Origin of the sequence: Saccharothrix sp. AJ9571 (assembly GCF_021725495.1) — a bacterium.
GTDB classification, from domain to species: Bacteria; Actinomycetota; Actinomycetes; order Mycobacteriales; family Pseudonocardiaceae; genus Amycolatopsis; species Amycolatopsis magusensis.
In genome coordinates, this window is the sequence record NZ_CP091382.1 from 1763482 (window position 1) to 1784240 (window position 20759).

General features: G+C 70.3%; 16 protein-coding genes. All 16 read right to left on the reverse strand.

Translation table 11 applies throughout. From position 1 onward, the window contains the following. The gene (gene rpsL, locus L3Q67_RS07355; RefSeq protein ID WP_003102113.1) at positions 1-375 is read right to left on the reverse strand and encodes a 30S ribosomal protein S12; all 375 of its coding nucleotides are present in this window, start codon (positions 373-375) and stop codon (positions 1-3) included. A gap of 586 nt (positions 376-961) precedes the next feature. Further along, positions 962-1111 (reverse strand): hypothetical protein, encoded by a 150-nt coding sequence (locus L3Q67_RS07360; RefSeq protein WP_209663993.1) that lies wholly within the window; start codon positions 1109-1111, stop codon positions 962-964. Positions 1112-1208: 97 nt separating this feature from the next. Further along, positions 1209-2063, reverse strand: coding sequence for a sugar phosphate isomerase/epimerase family protein (locus L3Q67_RS07365; RefSeq protein WP_499188802.1), 855 nt, complete (start codon positions 2061-2063; stop codon positions 1209-1211). Between the two features lie 10 nt (positions 2064-2073). Beyond that, positions 2074-3078 carry a sugar phosphate isomerase/epimerase family protein gene (locus tag L3Q67_RS07370; protein WP_499188803.1) on the reverse strand — a complete coding sequence of 335 codons (1005 nt, stop codon included), beginning with the start codon at positions 3076-3078 and terminating at the stop codon, positions 2074-2076. Between the two features lie 17 nt (positions 3079-3095). Next, the gene (locus tag L3Q67_RS07375) at positions 3096-4469 is read right to left on the reverse strand and encodes an alkaline phosphatase family protein (protein WP_499188804.1); all 1374 of its coding nucleotides are present in this window, start codon (positions 4467-4469) and stop codon (positions 3096-3098) included. Then, a complete protein-coding gene (gene eboE, locus L3Q67_RS07380; RefSeq protein ID WP_499188805.1) occupies positions 4466-5644 on the reverse strand; it encodes a metabolite traffic protein EboE in 1179 nt (392 codons plus the stop codon). The genes L3Q67_RS07375 and eboE overlap by 4 nt, the downstream gene beginning before the upstream one ends. Further along, on the reverse strand, positions 5641-6504 hold the full coding sequence (locus L3Q67_RS07385; protein ID WP_499188806.1) for a TatD family hydrolase: 864 nt from the start codon (positions 6502-6504) through the stop codon (positions 5641-5643). Before L3Q67_RS07385 ends, eboE begins: the two co-directional genes overlap by 4 nt. Then, positions 6504-7955 (reverse strand): EboA domain-containing protein, encoded by a 1452-nt coding sequence (locus L3Q67_RS07390; protein WP_499188807.1) that lies wholly within the window; start codon positions 7953-7955, stop codon positions 6504-6506. Before L3Q67_RS07390 ends, L3Q67_RS07385 begins: the two co-directional genes overlap by 1 nt. Beyond that, positions 7952-8800 carry a UbiA family prenyltransferase gene (locus tag L3Q67_RS07395; protein ID WP_499191457.1) on the reverse strand — a complete coding sequence of 283 codons (849 nt, stop codon included), beginning with the start codon at positions 8798-8800 and terminating at the stop codon, positions 7952-7954. Before L3Q67_RS07395 ends, L3Q67_RS07390 begins: the two co-directional genes overlap by 4 nt. A gap of 5 nt (positions 8801-8805) precedes the next feature. Then, a complete protein-coding gene (locus L3Q67_RS07400; RefSeq protein ID WP_499188808.1) occupies positions 8806-9966 on the reverse strand; it encodes an inositol-3-phosphate synthase in 1161 nt (386 codons plus the stop codon). A 98-nt stretch (positions 9967-10064) separates the two neighbouring features. Further along, on the reverse strand, positions 10065-14351 hold the full coding sequence (locus tag L3Q67_RS07405) for a ThuA domain-containing protein (RefSeq protein ID WP_499188809.1): 4287 nt from the start codon (positions 14349-14351) through the stop codon (positions 10065-10067). Positions 14352-14529: 178 nt separating this feature from the next. Further along, a complete protein-coding gene (locus tag L3Q67_RS07410; RefSeq protein WP_499188810.1) occupies positions 14530-15714 on the reverse strand; it encodes a Gfo/Idh/MocA family protein in 1185 nt (394 codons plus the stop codon). A gap of 45 nt (positions 15715-15759) precedes the next feature. Continuing rightward, on the reverse strand, positions 15760-16821 hold the full coding sequence (locus L3Q67_RS07415; RefSeq protein ID WP_499188811.1) for a type 1 periplasmic-binding domain-containing protein: 1062 nt from the start codon (positions 16819-16821) through the stop codon (positions 15760-15762). Positions 16822-16858: 37 nt separating this feature from the next. Then, the gene (locus L3Q67_RS07420) at positions 16859-17887 is read right to left on the reverse strand and encodes an ABC transporter permease (RefSeq protein ID WP_499188812.1); all 1029 of its coding nucleotides are present in this window, start codon (positions 17885-17887) and stop codon (positions 16859-16861) included. After that, the gene (locus tag L3Q67_RS07425) at positions 17884-19395 is read right to left on the reverse strand and encodes a sugar ABC transporter ATP-binding protein (protein WP_499188813.1); all 1512 of its coding nucleotides are present in this window, start codon (positions 19393-19395) and stop codon (positions 17884-17886) included. Before L3Q67_RS07425 ends, L3Q67_RS07420 begins: the two co-directional genes overlap by 4 nt. Further along, the gene (locus L3Q67_RS07430; RefSeq protein WP_499188814.1) at positions 19392-20633 is read right to left on the reverse strand and encodes an ROK family protein; all 1242 of its coding nucleotides are present in this window, start codon (positions 20631-20633) and stop codon (positions 19392-19394) included. The genes L3Q67_RS07425 and L3Q67_RS07430 overlap by 4 nt, the downstream gene beginning before the upstream one ends. Between the last annotated feature and the right edge of the window lie 126 nt (positions 20634-20759).

Genomic DNA, 20759 nt, shown 5'->3' on the forward strand with positions numbered 1-20759 from the left:
TCAGCTCTTCTCCTTCTTCGCGCCGTACCGGCTGCGCGCCTGCTTGCGGTTCTTCACACCCTGCGTGTCCAGGGAACCGCGGATGATCTTGTAACGGACCCCCGGCAGGTCCTTCACACGGCCGCCGCGCACGAGCACCATCGAGTGCTCCTGCAGGTTGTGGCCTTCACCGGGGATGTAGGCGGTGACCTCGATGCCGCTGGTCAGCTTCACACGAGCGACCTTGCGCAGCGCCGAGTTCGGCTTCTTGGGGGTCGTGGTGTACACGCGGGTGCACACGCCACGCCGCTGCGGGCTCCCCTTGAGGGCCGCGGTCTTCTGCTTGGCAGCCTTGTCCTGGCGGCCCTTGCGGACCAGCTGCTGGATCGTGGGCAATGGACCAGCTTTCTGTCGCGATCTTGCTTGTTTCTCCCCGGCCCCCGCGGTCGGGCGTGTCGGCCCGCGTCAGGGTCATCACGACCCAAGAACTTCCCGCCGGAGTTTCCGTGGAACTGCTTGTACTCGCCAGCCCGTCCGGGCGGCCCGGTGAGCGCTGCACGCGTCCCACCCGGCACCTGACGGCACACGGAGCGGCCCGACATGTGCCGGGCACGGTCATCAAAGATACCCGCCCGGACGAGCAGCCCCCAATCGGGGGGTCGAATCCGGGTGCGGACCACCCAGTCTAGCGCTTCGGAGCCGCGGCGTGACGGATCCCCACCGGCCGCGTCAACCACTCACCCGCCCCCCAGCCCCCGCACACTTCTGCGGGCAAAAGCCGGTTGAGCCTGGATTCGCGCTGGTCAGGACGGGTCGGCCTGCTTTTGCCCGCAGAAGTGCGCGGGGGGCCGACGGGGAATCTCGGGTGAAGCTGGTCACCGTTGCGCGGCATGAGGAGTGCGGCCGGGGACGGAGCGCAGGGGCGTGGAAAAGGGAGTGGGGCGTCCCGCGGTTGCGGGACGCCCCACTGCCGGAGTGGAGTTCAGTCTTCCGGCTTGGCGTGATCGGGCCGGCCCGGGTTCGGGTCCCGGCTCAGGTCGATCAGCGGGTGCCGCGGTGCGCCCTCCGGGGCCGCCCGGCGGCCGGTCGGTTCGGCCACCGGTTCGGTCCACTCGTTCTGCTCGGTGTTCACAGCGCCCTCCTCGTGTCGCCTGCTGCCAACGCGAGTCACGCTACGCCCGCCGTTCACACCGTTCTGACACACCCGCGCCCGCTACCGTCGGTGAGCGTCAGAACCGGACTTTCCGGAGGTACTCGAAGCCGACCTGGGCGGTTTTCAGCGGATCGGCCGGATTGTCGTGTTCCACGATGTACTCGCGGATACCGGGCGTGCCGTCGAAGATCCTCTTGAAGTCGATGTTCCCGGTGCCCACGTCGGCCCAGCCGCCGTCCGCGCCGCGGTCCTTGACGTGGTACTGCAGCACCCGCCCGCGCTGGTCCCAGAACAGCTTCACCGGGTCCACCCCGGCCACCACCGCCCAGTACAGGTCCACCTCGAAGTGGCAGTAGTGCCGGTTCGTGCCCTTGGCCAGGATGTCGAACGGCCGCTTGCCGTCGATCAGCGCGAACTCGTGGTCGTGGTTGTGGTAGCCGAACTGGATGCCTGCCTTGGCGAAGGCCTTGGCCGCCTTGTCCAGCCGCGCGGCGAAGGCCTCCCACTCGGCGACCGTCTCGTACTTGGCCCACGGCACCGCCGAGTACCGGTGGCCGAGGATCTTGGCGTCCACGATCAGCTTGTCCACGTCACCGTCGATGCCGATGTGGCTGGAGGTGGCCCGCAGGCGGTGCTTGTCCAGGATCTTGCGGAACTCCGTGGCGCTGCGGCCGTAGGTGCCGGCCATCTCCACGTTGCGGTACCCGATGTCGGACAACGCCGAGAGGGTGCCGTCGAGATCGTTCTGCAGCAGCGACCGCAGGGTGTAGAGCTGCACGCTGATGCGGTGCAGCGGGATGCTGCCGTGACCGTGCCCGTGACCACCACCGGCGGAGGCGACCCCGGGCAGCGCCAGCAGCGCGCCACCGGCCACCGCGGCACCGGCCGCGCCGCGCAGCATCGAACGGCGGGAAAGGAACCTGTCGACCATCAGATGACCCTCACTTCTGGTTGCTGAACGCGGCGTCGAACGCCGCCGCGGGCTTGTCGAACAGCAGGCCGCGCAGGAAGGTCACGGCCTCGGCCGCCCCGCGCAGCCGGTCCATGCCGGCGTCCTCCCACTCCACCGAGATCGGCCCGGAATAGCCGATCGAGTTCAGGGCGCGGAAGCAGTCCTCCCACGGCACGTCACCGTGCCCGGTGGAGACGAAGTCCCAGCCGCGCCGCGGGTCCGCCCAGGGCAGGTGCGAGCCGAGCCGCCCGTTCCGCCCGTCGAACCGCTTCCGGGTGTCCTTGCAGTCCACGTGGTAGATCCGGTCGGCGAAGTCGAGGATGAAGCCGACCGGGTCGAGGTCCTGCCAGACGAAGTGCGACGGGTCCCAGTTCAGCCCGAAGGCAGGCCGGTTCCCCACCGCTTCCAGCGCCCGCTTCGTGGTCCAGAAGTCGTAGGCGATCTCCGAGGGGTGCACCTCGTGCGCGAACCGCACGCCCTCGGCGTCGAACACGTCCAGGATCGGGTTCCAGCGGTTCGCGAAGTCCTCGTAGCCGTCGTCGATCACGGCCTGCGAGACCGGCGGGAACATCGCCACGTACTTCCAGATCTTCGACCCGGTGAAGCCGACGACGGTGTCCACGCCGAGCTTCGCCGCGGCCCTGGCGGTGTCGGCCAGTTCGGCGGCCGCACGCTGGCGCACGCCCTCGGGCTCGCCGTCGCCCCAGACGCGGCTGGGCACGATGGCCTGGTGCCGCTCGTCGATCGGGTCGTCGCAGACGGCCTGGCCGACCAGGTGGTTCGAGATGGTCCAGACCTTGAGACCGTGCTCCTCCAGCAGCTTGAGCCGGTTGGGCACGTAGTCGTCTTCGGTCAGTGCGCGGTCGACCTCGAAGTGGTCGCCCGAGCACGCGATCTCCAGCCCGTCGTAGCCCCATTCGGCGGCGAGCCGGCAGACCTCGGTGAACGGCAGGTCCGCCCACTGACCGGTGAACAGCGTGATCGGACGACTCATATCGAGCTACTCCTTCGTTACTTCAGGCCCTGGAGCGACAGCAGCAGCGGATGCACGTCGGTGGCGGACAGCTTCCCGGCCGGTTCGAAACCCGGCTCGGAGCAGAGCAGCACCGGGCCGTCCTCGGCGGAGTCGGGCAGCCTGCCGTGCGAGCCGCGCACCCAGCGCGGATCGGTCGGTACCACGTTCATCGCGTACCGCAGCCCGGCGAACTTCTTCGCCAGGTTCAACCCCGCCTTGGCCTTGGCCAGCCGGTCGGCGGGGTCGAAGAACAACTCGGCCGGGTCGTAGCCCGGCTTGCGGTGGATCTCCACGCCGCGCGCGAAGTCCGGCGCGCGGTCGTCGTCGGTCCAGTAGTAATAGGTGAACCAGGAGTCCGGCTCGGCGACCGCGACCAGCTCACCGGCGCGCTCGTGGTCCAGGCCGTAGCGGGCCTGGGCTTCGCGGTCGAGGACCTCGTCCACGCCGGTCAGCCCGGCGACGATCGACCGCACGCGCTCCAGGTCCGCCGGGTCCTGGACGTAGACGTGCGCGACCTGGTGGTCGGCCACGGCGAAGGCACGCGAGGTCCACGGGTCGAGGTACTCCATGCCCGCCTGCGTGTAGACCTCGAGCAGGCCCTCGCGGCGCAGCGCGCGGTTGATGTCGACCGGGCGGCTGACGTTGGTGATGCCGTACTCGCTGAGGGCCACCACGGTCGCGCCCCGGTTGCGGGCGTCGTCGAGCAGCGGGGCCAGCGCGTTGTCAAGCTCCCGCGCGGCGACGGCGGCCTGCGGGTGGTCCGGGCCGAAGCGCTGGTGGTCGTAGTCCAGGTGCGGCACGTAGGCCAGGAGCAGGTCGGGTGCTTTTTCCCGCAGAAGCTTGCGGGTGGCGCCGATGACCCAGTTGCTCGAGGTCAGCGAGGCTGTCGGGCCCCAGTACTGGAACAGCGGGAACTCGCCCAGCTCGCCGGTCAGCTGGTCGTGCAGCTCGACCGGGCGCACGTAGGCGTCCGGCGACTTGCGGCCGTCGGCGTGGTAGATCGGCCGGGGCGTCACCGTGACGTCGGTGGTCATGCCCATCGCGTACCACCAGCACACGTTGGCCGAGGTGTAGCCGGGGTGCGCGGCCCGCGCGGTCTCCCACAGCTTTTCGCCATGGACCAGGCGGTTGTGCTGGCGCCAGAGGAAGATTTCGCCGAGGTCGCGGAAGTACCAGCCGTTGCCGACGATGCCGTGCTGGGCCGGGGTCAGCCCGGTGAGGAAGGTGGATTGGGCGCTGCAGGTGACCGCGGGCAGCACCGTGCCCAGCTCGGCCTGCCAGCCGGAGTTGGCCAGCGCGGACAGCCTCGGCATGTGCCGCAGCGCCTTGGGGGTCAGCCCGACGACGTCGAGCACCACGAGGGGTTTCATGAAGTAGCCTTCCCGCCTTTCGGGGGTCCGGGGGTCGTCCCCCGAGCGGAGAGTTCCAGCGTGTCGCGTGCCCAGCGCAGTTCGGCGGCGATACCGCCGGCGAGGTCGTCCCCGCCACCCGGGAGCACGCTCCAGGTGTAGGTCTCGACCTCGATGTGCGGCTCACCGGCGAGTTCGGCGAACACCGTGGTCAGCACGTCGGTGGTGCTGGTCAGCGGGGCCGGCGGGGCGGCGTGCAACGGCATGTGGAAGTGGACGCGCCAGGGTCCGTGCGCGGGGAGTTCGGCCGAGGCCTCGGGCAGGTCGTCCGACGCCAGCACGGTGCCGTCCTCGGCGAGTTCGCGCACCTGGTGCAGGTAGCGCGGCTCGGCGAAGGCGGCCAGTGCGGCTTTCGCGTCGTCGGCGGCCGGGTCGGCGACGTGCAGCGCGGCCGAGGCCTGCACCTTCACCACGTCGAGCCCGGCGTCGGCGATCTGCCGCAGGGTGGCGGCCGGGTCCGCGAAGGACACCGCGAGGTGGCAGGTGTCCAGGCAGAGCCCGATGTGCGCGGGGTCGACGCGGCCGGACAGCCAGCCGAGCGCGTCGGCGACGGTGTCCAGCACGCAGCCCGGTTCCGGCTCGACGGCCAACCTGACTGGCCGCTCACTTTGGGCCAGTACGCTGGTCAGCTCGGTCAGCGCGGCGGTGGCCGCGGCGTCGTCGACCGGGGTCCACGGCTCGCGCCAGGCCAGCGGCAACGTGGAGATGCTGCCGTAGGCCGCGTCCTCGTCGAGCAGTCCGCCGAGCACGGTCACGCAGTCGAGCGTGTACCGCAGGCGCGCCGGTTCCGTCCACTTCGGGTGGTAGACGGCCTGCTTGACCACCTCGTCGTGGAAGCCGCCGTACGGGAAGGCGTTGAGCGTGCACACCCCGAGTCCGCGCGCGTCCAGCTCCGCGCGGAACTTCGCCAGCGCGGCCTGGTCCTCGGCGAGCCCGCGCGCGACCGGCGCCGCGAGCCACAGGCCGACGCCGAGCCGATCCTCCCCATACTGCCCGCCCGCCAGCCCGCCACCACCCTCAACGGAGTCGCTCCGCGACAGGTATTGCTCCCGCACGGGGACCGAGTACCGGTCGAGCTGCGCCAGGATCCCGCCGAGGTCCTCGGCGGGATGCACGTTGGTGCAGTAGGAGATCACTTGCGGCCACCCCGGAGCACGGAGTTGCCCTGGAACTCGCTCGCCTCGCCGGTGAACCCGGGCAGCGGGTCCAGGGTCAGCCTGCCGCTCTGGGCGTAGAAGTCCACCGGGTTCTGCCACAGCACGGTGTCCACATGGGACTCCTCGTAGCCGTCGGCGAGCATCGCCTGGCCGGTCTTGAGCGTCTTCAGCGGGTCCGAGCGGCCCCAGTCGGCGGCCGAGTTGACCAGCTTGCGCTCCAGCCCGTACTCCCGCAGGATCGCCACCATCCGGTGCTCGTCCATCTTGGTGTCGGGGTAGACGGAGAAGCCCATCCACGCGCCCGCCTCGGCCACGAGCCCCACGGTGACCTCGTTCAGGTGGTCCACCAGCACGTGTTCCATCGGGATGCCGGACTCGCGCACCACGTCCAGCGTGCGCTTGGTGCCTTCGAGCTTGTCGCGGTGGGGGGTGTGGACCATGATCGGCAGCTCGTGTTCCTTGGCCAGCTGGAGCTGGCGGGCGAACACCTCGTCCTCTTCCGGGGTCATCGAGTCGTAGCCGACCTCGCCGACCGCGACCACGCCGTCCTTGGCCAGGTAGCGCGGCAGCACGTCGAGCACCTCGCGGCAGCGGGGGTCGTTGGCCTCCTTGGGGTTCAGCGCGATGGTGCAGTGGTGGCGGATGCCGAACTGCGCGGCGCGGAACCGCTCCCAGCCGATCAGCGAGTCGAAGTAGTCGGTGAACGAGCCGACGCTGGTGCGTGGCTGCCCGAGCCAGAAGGCGGGCTCCACCAGCGCGCGGACCCCGGCGGCGTACATCGCTTCGTAGTCGTCGGTGGTGCGCGAGGTCATGTGGATGTGTGGGTCGAAAATCCGCATCAGTGCTCTCCCCTTTCCAAGATGGCGAGCGCGTCGGACGGCACTTCGCGGCCCGCCGCACTCCGCTCCGCCGCGTAGTCCGAGACCATGCGGCGCAGCTCATCGTCGACCCGGCGGTCCAGTTCCGCGACCGCCGCCAGGGGAACCCCGGTGAACAGGCATTTCAGTACCCCGTGGCGCCACGAATGGGCGTCGAGGTGGCGTCCGGCGAACTCGCCCATCGCGGCGGCGACCAGCCGGGTGTCGTTGGCACGCAGAGCGTCGGCGACCAGCTGGAGCCCGGCCACGACGACGTTGTCATCGGCGCTGTCATCGGTGTCTCGCAGCGCGTTCAACCCACGCAACACGCCCCGGCGTTCCGCATCATCGCCAAACCGGTACAAATCGCCCAATTCGGCGGCGAATGCTTTTGCGGGCAAAAGCTGGTGCAGCTCGCTGACCAGGCGAATTCGGGCTTGGTCGTCGAGTGTGCCGTGGATCAGACCCTGCGGATCGGTGTCGGCGTCGACCGGGGTGCGGCCGACGCCGCGGCCCGCTGCCGGGAACAGCGAGCCGATCGCGGCGGGCTTCTCGCGGATCTTGGTCAGCGCCTCGGCCACCCAGGGGTGCTCGGCCTTGGCGGGCATCGCCGCGGTCAGCGCGCGGAAGGCTCGCGCGGCGACGTCGGGTGCCGCGTGGCTGTGCCGCGGCAGCTCGACCGCGGCCAGTCCGGTGTAGCCGACCTCGGTGAGCGCGGCGAGGGTCGCGGGCAGGTCGAGCTGCCCGTCGCCGAACTCGAGGTGCTCGTGGACCTGGGGCAGCATGTCGTCGAGCTGGACGTTGAACAGCAGCGGCCCGGCCTGGCGCACGCACTCGGCGGCGTCGACCGGCTCGACCGCCACGCAGTGGCCCACATCGAGGGTCACCCCGAACAGCTCGTGGTCGCCCAGCTGTTCGCGCAGGTCCAGCACTTGCTGCAGGTGCTGGACGAAGTGCCCCGGCTCGGGCTCCATCCCGATCCGGACCCCCAAAGCTTCTGCGGGCAAAAGCAGGTTCCGGATGCCTTCCCGCAGGCGGGAGGCGGCTTCGGCATCGTCGAGACCATCTGGTTTGACGCCTGACCAGAAGGAGACGCAGTCCGCGTTCAGCTCCGCCGCGATCCGCAGTGCCTTCTCCAGGAAGCCGAGCCGCGGGGCCGAGTCCTCCGAGAGCAGCGTCGGGTGGTGCTTGCGCCACGGGTCGAGCAGGTAACGCGCGCCGGTCTCGATGACCACCTTGTCCAGCCCGAGCGACGACAGCCGGGCCGCGACCCGCTCGAGCTGCTTGGGCAGGTCTTCGGCGTACGGGTTGAGGTGGTCGTGGTCCAGCGTGAGCGCGACGCCGGTGTACCCGAGGTCGGCGATCACCGCGAGCGCGTCGAGCAGCCGGTGGTTGGCGAAACCGTTCGTGCCGTATCCGAGGGAGAAGGTCACGTGGGGCTCACCTTCTTCGACAGCTTGCGCGCGATCGGCAGAGCCGTGGCGACCAGCGCGGCCCCCACGATCGAGCCGCGCGCGGCGATGGCGGCCTGCAGCGGGACCATGCCGTGGATGCCGGTCTTGGTGGCGTTGCGCACCACCTTCGCCGACGGGTCGGCGACCGCCGCGGCCTGCGCGCGGCCGACGAACCCGGCGTACCCGGAGCCCGCGGCGAGCGAGGCGAGCCGGTGCCAGCCGGTGTTGGCGGGGCCGCTGACCGCGAGTGCGGTGGCCGCGCTGCTGGTGACCAGCGCCGCTTTCGCGGTGTTCGGCGAAGCGCCGTGGACCTCACCGGTGGACAGCGCGGTGACGCCGAGCGTGTGCACGCCGATCGCCGCGGCCGCTGGGGCGGCGGCGCGCGTGTTGCCACCCGCGCCGAGTAGCACGTCGAGCGCCCGGCACACGGCCATGCCCAGCGGACCGGCCGGGGTCGGCTTGAGCACGGTGTCGTAGGCCCAGACCGCGCCGGCCAGCGGCACGGCGACCTTGAGCGCCTGCTTGCCGCCGCCGAGCGCGGCCAGGCCCAGCCCGGCGAGGGTCAGCGCGCCGCCGGTGGCCAGTGCCTGGTCGGCGGAGATGCGGCCGGACGGGATGGGCCGCTCGGGCCGCTCGACGGCGTCGAGTTCGCGATCCGCCCAGTCGTTCAGCGCCATCCCGGCCCAGTAGAAGGACGCGGAAGCCAAGGGCAGCAACAACTTCCTACCCCGCAACCTGCTTTTGCCCGCAGAAGCTCCGGCCACGGTGTCGCCTAGGACGGTGAGGGCGGCGGGGGCCCGGACCAGCTCGGCGAGGGTGCGGATCCGGCTCACAGCGTGCCCGCCCACTCCCGCAGGGACCGGGTCTGTTCGGCGAACCGGTGCTCGTCGCTGCCCATCGGGTCCTTGAAGAAGAACGCCAGCCCGGACAGCGCGCCGGACTGACCGGCGGCGTGCGCGGCGGCGGTGAACCGGGCGAGGTCCAGCACCAGCGGCGCGGCCAGCGCCGAGTCGTAGCCGGTCCAGGTGAACTGCAGGTTCATGCGCGCGCCGAGGAAGCCCTCGAACGACACGTTGTCCCACGCGGTCTTGGTCTCACCCAGGTCGGGCACGTTGTCGATGTGCAGTGGTGCGGTGACCTGCTCGCCGAGCAGCGCGGCCAGCCCGCGGGCCTTCGACTCCAGCTTGCTGTTCACCTTCGACGGGTCGCCGAGCGTCTCGCCGTCGCCGCCGCCGAGCAGGTTGGTGCCCGACCACGAGCGGACGCGCAGCGCACGTGCGGTGAACATCGGGGCGAGCACGGTCCGCAGCAGCGTCTCGCCGGTCTTGCCATCGCTGCCCGCGTAGGGCAGGCCCAGGTCAGCGGCCAGGCCGCGGAGGGCAGGCAGGCTTATGCCCGCAGAAGGCGTGAACTCGATGTAGGGGCTGCCGGCGCGCAGGGCGGCGTAGGCCATCAGCGAGCTGGGCGGCAGCACCGCGCGCGCCGGGTCTTCGAGCGCGGCTTCGAGCAGGCCGAGGTCGGCGTGCTCGGGCAGTTCGGGGGTCGGCGCCTCGGTGGAGGACACGTTGACCACGACCACCCGATCCAGGTTGTGCCTGGTCGCGAACGATCGGATGTCTTCGGACAATCTTTTCCCCGCAGAAGCCTGCGGGCCGATGTGGGTGGCGGGGTGGTAGCCGTCGCGGATCTCGGCGTCGACGGCGGCCAGGCCACCGCGGACGGCGGCCAGGACCGCGTGGCTGAACACGCCGGCGTCGGCCAGCTGCTCCGCCCGCTTCTCCAGCGAGGTGTGCACGATGTCGTGGCCCCCGAGCACGATGTCGTCCCACGCGGGGAGCGGCACCGAGGAGAACGCGGGCAGCTCGCTGACGCAACCGGTCGGTCCGGCGACCCCGGCGCGCAGGGCCAGCAGCCCGACCGCGGCCGTGGTTGCTACCGATCCTCGGGCACCCACCAGCCACAGGCCGGTGCGCATAGCTCGCTCGGACATCACGAAACACCTCTCCACGAAAGACGGCGGCCCGGTGTGGGTGACGACCGGATGAGGTCGCCACCCACACTGGCCTGATCAGGGTTGGCCCTGAGTGGTCAAACCTTTCGGATGGAACCACCCGAAGGCGCGATCGCGATAGACCATTCGATTCGCTGGGCCAACTCGTTACCGTCCCTAACCAAAACGCCCCGTACCTCGGCGTCCTTCACCAGTGCCGGGTTCGCCGCCAGCTCGGCGAACTTGCGGTACTCCTTGGCTGCCTTGGTGTCGTTGCTGTTCGCCTCGGCCTGCCTGGCCTTCTTGAGCTGCTTGCCCAGCTCGTTGTAGGCGTTGAGCGACAACCGGCTGGTCGCCCGGAACCGGTCGAGCAGCTGCTGCGCGTCCCGGCCCGAGGTGATGGTGACGAACTGCACCTTCTGGCTGGTCCGGTTCCCGGCGGCGTCCACAGCGGACACCTCCAGGTCGTGGAAGCCCAGCGGCAGGCGGTACAGCGCGACGAGGTCGCCGTCGCGCACCGGAGCGCCGTCCAGGGTCGCGGTCAGCTCGGTGACCCCGACCTCGTCCTGCGCGCCCAGCTCCAGCACCAGGTCCGCGGAGTCGCCGTAGACCCCGCCCTGGGCCGCCCCGCCGATGGCCAGCGTCGGCGCGGTGACGTCCAGTTCCTTGATCCGCACGTTGCGGAAGAAGGTGTCGTCCTCGTTCCCGTGGTTCTGCAGGCCGATGAAGCCCTGCGAGAGATCACGAGCCGGATCGGTCTCCGTGTACTCGTTGATCACCACGCCGTTCAGCACGACCTTGATCGTCTGCCCGGCCACCACCAGCTCGTAGGCGTTCCACTCGCCCGGCGGCTTCAGCGCCGCGTCCCGCTTGGCGATGTCGGCGCCCTTGAACCCGTAGACCGCACCGGTGGTCCGATCCGGGGCGTCGGTGGCGTCGATCTGGATCTCCTGGCCCTGGTTGACCGCGACCCACGGGTCGTTGCCGGGGTCGGGGAAGCCCACGAAGACACCGGAGTTGTCATCGCCCGCCAGCTTCCAGTCCAGCTTGAGGCTGTAGGCGTTGTACTCCTCCTCGTGCCACAGCAGGCCCATGCCGCCCACGGTCTTCCAGGAGCAGTCGGCCTGGATCTCGAAGGACCCGGGGCCGGCCATCTTCCAGTTCGCCGCGCTCGCCTCGGTGCCGTCGAACAGGCTGGTGTAGCCCGCCTCCGGCGCGGTCGGCTCGCAGGCGGTGACCACCGGCTGCGCCACACCGGGACCCTGGACGTTGATCGCGTCGACGTCGAACAGGCCACCGGTGCCGGTCCCGCCGAACACCAGGAACAGCGGCTGGGTGCCACCCGGGTCGGTGATGGGTGCCGGCGGCAGGTCGACGTAGGTGTCGAAGCCACCGGTGTTGGGCACCTGCACGGTCTGGACCACCGGACCGTCCGGCGCGCCGGAGCGGACCTCGATGGTGCCGCCGTTGCCACCGGAGCTGACCCGGTAGCCGAGGCCGGTGACGCCGGAGAGGTTCACCGGGGTGAACTGGATCCAGTCGCCGGCGTCGATGTAGCCGACCCGCTTGCCACCACTGGCCCCGGCCGCGGCGACCACCTGGGTGCCGTTGGTCTCGGTGAAGAACTCGGCCTGCTTGAGCTTGGGCTGCAGGACGTTCTCCGCCGAACCGGTCAGCGGGGGGACCCCGCCGGAGCCGTTGTCGGTGTAGCTGGCGTTGATCACGCCGAAGATGTCGGCGTCGAGCCCGTGGCCCTCGTCGGCCGGGGTCTCGATGACCCCTTCGCACCCGGTCGCCTGGCTCAGCGGGTGACCGTGGTTGTCGTGGCCGAGGATGTACTCGACCTTGACCTTGGTGCAGTCGACCTGACCGTCCTCGGCGTCGGTGACCGTCACCTTGAACGGCACCTTGTCACCGAAGCCGAAGAAGCCGCCGTTCACCGGGGCGTCCAGGGTGACCACCGGCGCGCTGTTGCCCGCGGTGACCACCACGCTCGCCGCGCCGGTCAGCCCGGTCGAGTCGGTCACCGACAGCTTCGCGGTGTACTGCCCGGCGGTTTCGTAGGTGTGCGAGACCGGACCCGCGGTGGTGGAGTCGGTCGTGCCGTCCCCGTCGAAGTCCCACGCGTAGGTCAGTTCGCCGCCGTCCGGGTCGGTGGTGCCCGCCGGGTCGAAGTTCACCGTGAGCGGCGCGGGACCCGAGGTCTTGTCCGTGCTCACCTTCACCTCGGGGGTGCGGTTGCCCTTGGTGTAGTCGATCCGGTAGACGGCCGATTCCGCGGAACCGCCGAAGTAGCCGGTGCCGTAGTCGAGCACGTACAGCGAACCGTCCGGGCCGAACTCGACGTTCATCGGCCGGACGAGCTCCATCGAGTCGAAGAACGGCTTGATCTCGCCGCGTTCGCCATTGGCGCCCACGGTGATTTCCTTGATCCAGCCGCGGTCCCACTCGTAGGCGAAGTTCTTGCCGTCGTAGTACTCGGGGAACTTCGTGGTGTTCTCCAGTGCCGGGTCGAACCGGTAGGTCGGGCCGCCCATGGGCGACTCGCCGCCGGTGCCGAACTCGGGTACCGAACCGCCGTCGTAGGGGATCCAGGCCGGCTGCACCGGGGGCAGGTCGACCAGGCCGGTGTTGTTCGGGCTGAGGTTCTTCGGGGCGCCGCAGCCGAACGGCTGACCCGACGCGCCGGTGGCGAAGTCGTAGTCGACGAACGGCTGGTTGTCCCCGACGCAGTACGGCCAGCCGAAGTTGCCCGGTCCCTTGATCAGGTTGAACTCCACGATGCCGCCCGGGCCGCGCGCGGGGTTGGCCGCACCGGCGTCGGGACCGTAGTCACCGAGGTGGATCCAGCCGGTCTCCTTGTCCACGGAGAACCGGAACGGGTTGCGGAAGCCCATCGCGTAGACCTCGGGCTTGGTCTTCTCCGTGCCGGGCGCGAACAGGTTGCCCTCGGGCACGGTGTACCCGCCGTCTTCGCCGACCTTGATCCGCAGCAGCTTGCCGCGCAGGTCGTTGGTGTTGCCGGAAGTCCGCTGCGCGTCGAAGACCGGGTTGCGGGTGGACCGCTCGTCGATCGGGGTGTAGCCGTCGGACGCGAACGGGTTCGAGTCGTCACCGGTGGACAGCAGCAGGTTGCCCGCGGCGTCGAAGTCGATCTCACCACCGGCGTGGCAGCAGATGCCGCGGTCGGCGGGGACCTGGAGGATCTGCTGCTCGCTGCCGAGGTCGAGCGTGTTGTCCTCGGCCAGCTTGAACCGCGAGAGCTGGTTGTGGCCCTTGAACGGCTCGAAGTCGGCGGCTGTGCCGTTCTCCGGCGCGTCCCCGGCGGGGGTGTTCAGCTTGGGTGCGTAGTAGAGGTACACCCAGCGGTTGTTGGCGAAGTCCGGGTCGACCGCCACGCCCTGAAGGCCGTCCTCGTCGTGGTTGTAGACGGGGACCTGCGCGGCCAGCGAAGTGGTCGCGCCCGAGGTGGTGTACCAGACGCGGCCGTCGCGCGAAGTGTGGATCACGTCGCGGTTGGGGAGCACGGCCAGCGCGATCGGCTCGCCGGTCTTCTCCTCGCCCTTGGCCAGGGTGATCTGGTCGAAGTCGGCGTCACCGGGTTCGCCGGTGCCCGGGTCCTCTGTGGAGCAGTCGCCCTCGACCACGCCGGCGGCGTAGAGGATGCCGCCCTTGAGGTGGCTGAGGAACTCGGGCTCGCTGTAGGACGCGATGGTGTGCCCGCCACCGGTGTACCAGGAGCGGCCGCCGGAATTGGTGTGGCACCAGGCGATCGGGTGATCGCCCATGGCGCCGTTGCCCGGGTCGTAGCTCTGCTCGTCGAGCGCGGCGAGCACGTGCACGTCCTGGCGCGGGTTTTCGCGGTAGTTGTACCACTCGTCGGTCCGCGGCCACTGGTACGGCAGCTCCGAAGTGGACGGGTGCTGGCGGTCCTCGACGTTGACCGTGGCCTGCTGGATCTGCGGGTGCGAGTTGAAGTACGCCCCGACCAGGTCGCCGTAGAACGGCCAGTCGTATTCGGTGTCGGAGGCGGCGTGCACCCCGGCGTACCCGCCCCCGGCGGTGATGTAGCGCTCGAAGGCGCCCTGCTGCTCGGGGTTGAGCACGTCACCGGTGGTGGACAGCCAGATCACCGCGTCGAAGCGGGCGAGGTTGGTGTCGGTGAAGGCACCGGCGTCTTCGGTGGCTTCGACGGAGAAGTGGTTGTCGGTGCCGAGTTGCTGGATGGCGGCGATCCCGGCCGGAATGGAGTCGTGCCGGAATCCCGCGGTCTTGGAGAAGACCAGCACACTGGCTTCTTCGTGCTGGGGCGCGACCTCGTCGGGCTGGGCCGCGGCGGCGAAGGAACCGCCGCTGAACGCGGTGACCGCCGAGATGGCCAGCACGCCCAGCCGGATGGCGGTCCGGCTGTGCGATTTGCGGGGGGCGACCCCCGGACCCCCGTGAGAAGAGGCCCTGGGATTACTTTCCGATCGGAGTTTTCTCAATCCGCGCATGACGAATACACACACTTCCTTGGGTGGCGGCGGTACGAGCGAGGAGACCGAACGAAAAGGGCTGGGTTCACCTCCTCCTGGCCGTGGCGGTGCTCACGGTGGTGCCGGCCACCGGGGTCCAGCGGGCGTCGTCGGCCGCGCTGGTCTCGACCGCGTGCAGGACCTGCTGGACGCACAGGCCGTCGTCGAAACTGGGAGCGGGGTTCGTGCCCTCGCCGATCGCGGTCAGGAAGTCCGCGACCTCGTGGGTGAAGGTGTGGTCGTAGCCGAGGCCGTGCCCCGGCGGCCACCAGCCGCCGAGGTAGCGGTGGCCGGGTTCGGTGACCAGGATCCGGCGGAACCCCGCCTCGGTGTCCGGTGCCGAACCGTCGTGCCACCACAGTTCGTTCATCGATTCGAAGTCGAACGCCATGCTGGCCTTGGTGCCGTTGATCTCCAGGCGCATCGCGTTCTTGCGCCCCAAGGCGTACCGGGTGGCTTCGAAGCTGGCGACCGCGCCGCCGGACAGGCGCGCGAGGAACAACGCGGCGTCGTCGACGGTCACCTCGCCCTGCGAGCCGTCCTCGTTGGGGCGGTTGCGCACGAAGGTGTTGGTCAGCGCGGACACCCCGGTGATCAGCTCGCCGCTGACGAACTGCGCCGCGTCCACGATGTGCGCGCCGAGGTCGCCGAGCGCACCGGACCCGGCCTTGTCCTTGCGCAGCCGCCAGGTCATCGGCGCCTGCGCGTCGGACAGCCAGTCCTGCAGGTAGGTCGCGCGCACGTGCCGGATCTCGCCCAGCGCGCCGTCGCCGACCAGTTTGCGGGCGTGCGCGAGAGCGGGCACCCGGCGGTAGTTGAACGCCACCATCGAGCGGACCCCGCGGGTGGCCGCCGCCCGCGCCGCGGCGGCCATCTGCTCGGCTTCTTCGACCGTGTTGGCGAGCGGTTTCTCGCACAGCACGTGCTTCCCGGCCTCCAGCGCGGCGATCGCGATCGCCGCGTGCGAGTCGCCGGGGGTGCAGACGTCGACCAGGCCGACGTCGTCACGGGCGACGAGGTCGCGCCAGTCCGTCTCCACCGCGGCGAACCCGTACTTCGCCGCGGCGGCCTTCGTCTTCGCTTCGTCCCGGCCGCCCAAGGCGGCGAGCACCGGAGTCAGTGGGGTGTCGAAGATCCGGTGGACGTTGCGCCACGCGTGCGAATGCACCGCACCCATGAACGCGTGCCCCACCAGGCCGACCCCGATGCGCTCCCCGCCTGCCGAACTCATTGCTCTTCCCCGTTCTTCACCCTGCGACTGGCCGGCTCGCTACTACTACGAGTCGAAGCCGACGTCGAGGTACTGGTCGACGTTCTCCTTGGTCACCACGGCCGAGTAGGTGGTGATCTCCGAGGGGATCTCGTGCTCGGCGAGGTCGCCGACACCCTTCGCCTGCCCGAGCAGCCGGGCCAGCGCGATCGCCGAAGAGGCCATCGACGGGCTGTAGAGCACCGTCGCCTTGACCGGGTTCGCGTCGGACTTGATGTGGTTCATCATGTTCTTCGAACCGGCGCCGCCGACCATGATGAACTCGCTGCGGTTGGCGTTCTCGATCGCCGCGAGCACACCGACACCCTGGTCGTCGTCGTGGTTCCACAGCGCGTCCAGCTTCGCGGCCGACTGCAGCAGGTTCGCCGTCATCGACTCACCGGACTCCGGGGTGAACTGCGCGGAAACCCGCGGGCCCACGGCGAAACCGGCGCGGGACAGCGCGTCCTTGAAGCCCTGGCTGCGTTCCTGGGTCAGCGGCAGCGAGTCGATGCCGGCCACCTCGCCGATCACCGGCGCGGTGATGCCCTTGGCCTTCATCTGCTGGGCGATGTAGTTGCCCGCGTTGACGCCCATGCGGTAGTTGTCGCCGCCGATCCAGGTGCGGAACGCCAGCGGGGTGTCGAACACGCGGTCCACGTTGATCACCGGGATGCCCGCGTCCATCGCCTGCTGGCCGACCCCGGTCAGCGCCTTGCCGTCGAACGGCAGGATCACCAGGACGTCCACCTTGGCGTTGATCAGGGTTTCCACCTGGGCGATCTGCTGGTTGACGTCGTTCGTGCCCTCGGTGGGCTTGAAGGTGACGTCGGAGAACTTCTCCGCCTGCGCACGGGCGTTCGTGGTCATCGCGGCCATCCAGCCGTGGTCGGCGGCGGGCGCGGAGAACCCGACGGTGACCATCTTGCCCGGCTGGGCGTTGTCCCCGGCGCCCTGCGCCACCGGCTGGGTGCCGCCGTTCTGGGCCTGCGGCTGCTCGTTCGACGTGCAGCCCGCCAGCACCACTCCGGCACCGACCGCGCCCGCGCCGAGCAGGAACCCGCGGCGGGCCAGGAAGGATTGCGTCATTGCTCCTCCAGTTGTTCTCTTTGAGTGGTGCTGCGTTCTAAGTGGTGCTGCGTTCACCGCGGCCGCGGAACCGCAGCAGCACGGCCAGCACGATGATCGCGCCCTTGGCGATGTTCTGGATGTCGGTGTCGAGGTTGTTGAGCGTGAAGATGTTGGACAGCACGGTGAAGATCAGCACCCCGACCAGGGTTCCGAGCAGCGAGCCCTTGCCGCCGGTGAGCAGCGTGCCGCCGATCACCACCGCGGCGATCGCGTCGAGCTCGTAGAACATGCCGTTGGTGGAGGCACCGGCGGTGGTCCGCGCGACCACCATCAGTGCCGCGACCCCGCAGCACACGCCGGCCACGGCGTAGACGAGCGCGGTGTGCCGCTTGACGTTGATGCCCGCCAGCCGCGCGGCCTCGGCGTTGCCGCCGACCGCGTAGGTGCGGCGGCCGAAGGTGGTGCGGTTGAGCACCACCCAGCCCACGCCGAACACCAGCGCGAACATCCAGATCAGCACCGGGATGCCGAGGATGTCACCGCGGAAGAACTCGAGGAAGCCGGCGTCCCCGACCACCTGGGTCTTGCGGCCGCTGAGCCGCTCGGCGAGCCCGCGGGCCGAGGCGTACATCGCCAGCGTGGCGATGAACGGCACCACTTTTCCGTACGACACCAGCAATCCGTTGACCAGACCGCAGCCGAGGCCGACCGCCAGGCCGCAGATCACCATCACGACCGGGCCGTAGGACTGGGTGGCCAGGGTGGTCAGCCAGACGCTGGACAACGCCACGATCGAGCCGACCGAGAGGTCGATGCCGCCGCTGATGATCACGAAGGTCATGCCGACGCTGACCACGCCGATCGCCGCGGCCAGGCGAAGGATGGTGGAGATGTTGCCTTCGGTGAAGAACACCTCGGGCCGGGTGAAGTAGCCGACCAGGCACAGCACCACCAGCACCCCGGTGAGCCCGATCAGCCGGAAGTCCAGCGGGAAGCCGGAGGATCCGTTCTTCTTGGCCACCGGCGGTGCCGGGGGCGGATCCGGCTCCGTGTTGATCGGCCGCGATTCGGTCTGTTCGGTCATGCCGCACTCCCCTCGAGGATCAGGTCGAGCACCCCGGCCTCGGTGAGCTCGTTCGCCTGCCGGTCGGCCAGCACCCGGCCTTCGCGGAGGACGAGGACCCGGTCGGCGAGACCGAGTACCTCCGGGATCTCGCTCGAGACCAGCACGATGGCCACGCCGGTCTCGGCCAGTTCGGTGATCAGGCGGTACAGCTCGGCGCGCGCGCCGACGTCCACCCCGCGGGTGGGTTCGTCGAGCAGCAGCACCCGGCAGCCGCGCACCAGCCAGCGCGCGAGCACCACCTTCTGCTGGTTCCCGCCGGACAGCGTGCGCGCGATGCGCCGCGGGTCGGCGGGCCGCAGGTCCAGTCGCTTCAGTGTTTCCCCGGCGTCGCGGAGTTCGCGGGCGCGGTCGGTGAAGCCGAAGCTGGCGTAGCGGGACAGGCTCGCCAGCGTCACGTTGTGCGCCACGGGCAGGTCGAGCAGCAGGCCCTGGCTCTTGCGCTCTTCCGGCGCGAGGCCGATGCCCGCGCGGACCGCGGCGTGCACGCTGCCGTTGTGCACGTTCTTGCCGTCCACGGAAACCGTGCCGTGGTCGGCTTTCCTGGCGCCCGCGATGGTCTCCAGCAGTTCGCTGCGCCCGGAGCCGACGAGACCGGCGATGCCGAGCACTTCCCCGGCGTGCACGGAGAACCCGACCTCCTCGAACTCGCCGCGCCGGGCGAGCCCTTCGACGCGCAGTACCTCGGGTGTGCCCTCGGGCCGTGGGTCCCGGCTCGGCCCGAAGACGGTTTCGACGCGGTGCCCGGCCATCAGCGCGACCAGGTCGGCGGTCGGGGTGTCGCGGGCGTCGAGGTTCTGCGCCACGGTCCGGCCGTCCTTCAGCACGGTGACGCGGTGGCCGATGCGCCGCAGTTCTTCGAGGCGGTGGGAGATGTAGACGATCGCCACGCCGTCGGCGGTGAGTTCCTCGACGATGCGGAAGAGGTTGTCGACCTCTTCCCCGGCGAGTGCGGCGGTCGGTTCGTCCATCACCAGCAGCCGGGCGTCGTGCGCGAGCGCCCGCGCCATCGACACCAACTGCTGGGCGGCGGCCGAGAGCCTGCCGACCTCGGTTCCCGGGTGGATCTCGGGGTGGCCGAGGCGGGTCATCAGCCGCTGCGCCTCCGCACGCGACTCGGCGACCTTGGTGAAGCCGAAGCGCTGGCGCTCGTGGCCGAGGAAGATGTTCTCCGCCACCGACAGGCCCGGCACGAGGTCGAGTTCCTGGTACATGGTGGCGATGCCCTGGCGCAGCGCGGCCGAGGGGTTCGCCGGCGAGACGACGTCGCCGCGCCAGAGGATCTCCCCCTCGTCGGGGTGGTGCGCGGCGGCGAGCACCTTGATCAGCGTCGACTTGCCCGCGCCGTTCTGGCCGAGCAGGCAGTGCACCTCACCGGGCACCACCTCGAGGTTGACGCCGTCCAGTGCGCGGACGCCGGGGAAGACCTTGACCACACCGCGCACTTCGAGCAGTGGGGAGTCGTTCATAGGGAGACCTCCGAGTTCTCCGGGAGCTCCGAGTCGTGCACGGCCATCGGGGCGAGGGTCGGGTCGGTGAAGAGGCGTTCGGTGGCCAGGTGGGCCGCGCCGAGCAACGCGGCCGAGGTGCCGAGCGCGGAGGCGACCACGCGGCAGCGGGTGCCGGGTCCGTGGGTGCGCGCGCCGAGCGCGATGCGGATCGGCTCGACCAGCCATTCGGCGAGTCCGGCGAAGTAGCCGCCGAGCACCAGCACCTCGGGGTCGACGAGGTCGACCACGGTGGCCAGCGCGGTGCTGAGCGCGGTGCCGAGGTCGTGGACGGCGGCCGCGGCCCGCTGGTCGCCGCCGCGGATCCGGTCGCGCAACGCGGTCACCCTGGCGTCGACGCCGAGCGCCGGGTCGTGCAGGGAGTCGGGCGGGGAGGCGGCGGCCCGCAGGAGCGCGGGGAACCCGGCCTTGGTCTCCAGGCAGCCGGTGCGACCGCAGGGGCAGGCGTCGCCGACGGGGTCGATGGTGATGTGCCCGATCTCGCCGGCGAACCCGCGGGCGCCGCGGAGCAGTGCCCCGCCGGAGACCAAGCCGCCGCCGACGCCGAAGCCGCCGCTCAGGTAGAACAGCTCGCGCACGCCGGGGCCTTCGAGGACCTCGGCGAACGCACCGAGGTTGGCCTCGTTCTCGACGAGGACGCCCGCGAGGTCGACGCCGAGCCGTGCGGCGATGAGGTCGGCGAGCCCGGCGTCGCGCCAGCGCAGTACCGGGGCGAAGCGGAGGACCTGGGAGTCGGTGTCGACCAGGCCGGGCACCGAGACGGTGATGCCGATCGGTGGCCCGTCGAGGTCGGCGCAAACGGCTTCGGCCAGCGCGGCGAGCTCGTCCATGCCGCGCTCGAGCCCGAGCTGGGCGACGTCGGCGGTGCTCGCGCGGCTGGCCAGCGGCACCCCGGCCAGGTCCATGGTCATCGCGGAAAAGCCGTCGGCCTCCACCCGCAGCGCGAGCCCGTAGGCGGCCTCGCCGCGGAGTTCGACCAGCTGACTCGGCCTGCCGTGCCCGCCGTTGCGGAGCCCGGCCGGGCGGACCAGGCCGCGGTCGCCGAGTTCGGTAACCAGGCTGGACACGGTGGCCTTGTAGAGCCCGGAGTGGGCGGCGAGCTGCGACCGCGAGCGCGGCCCGCGCCGAAGCGCGCGAAGGAGACCGGCGAGGTTCGCCGTGCGCTGGCTGACTTGCTCAGCCTGCACGCTCACGCTCATGGCCACCTTGCCTTCACTTTGTAGTGTCGCCAGCGAAAGTAAGGTGGCAAAGTTCACTCGTCAAGGTGAATCAGACGCCATCTTTCGTCAATCCACCCATTTAGACCAGCCGCTCGCGTACCTACT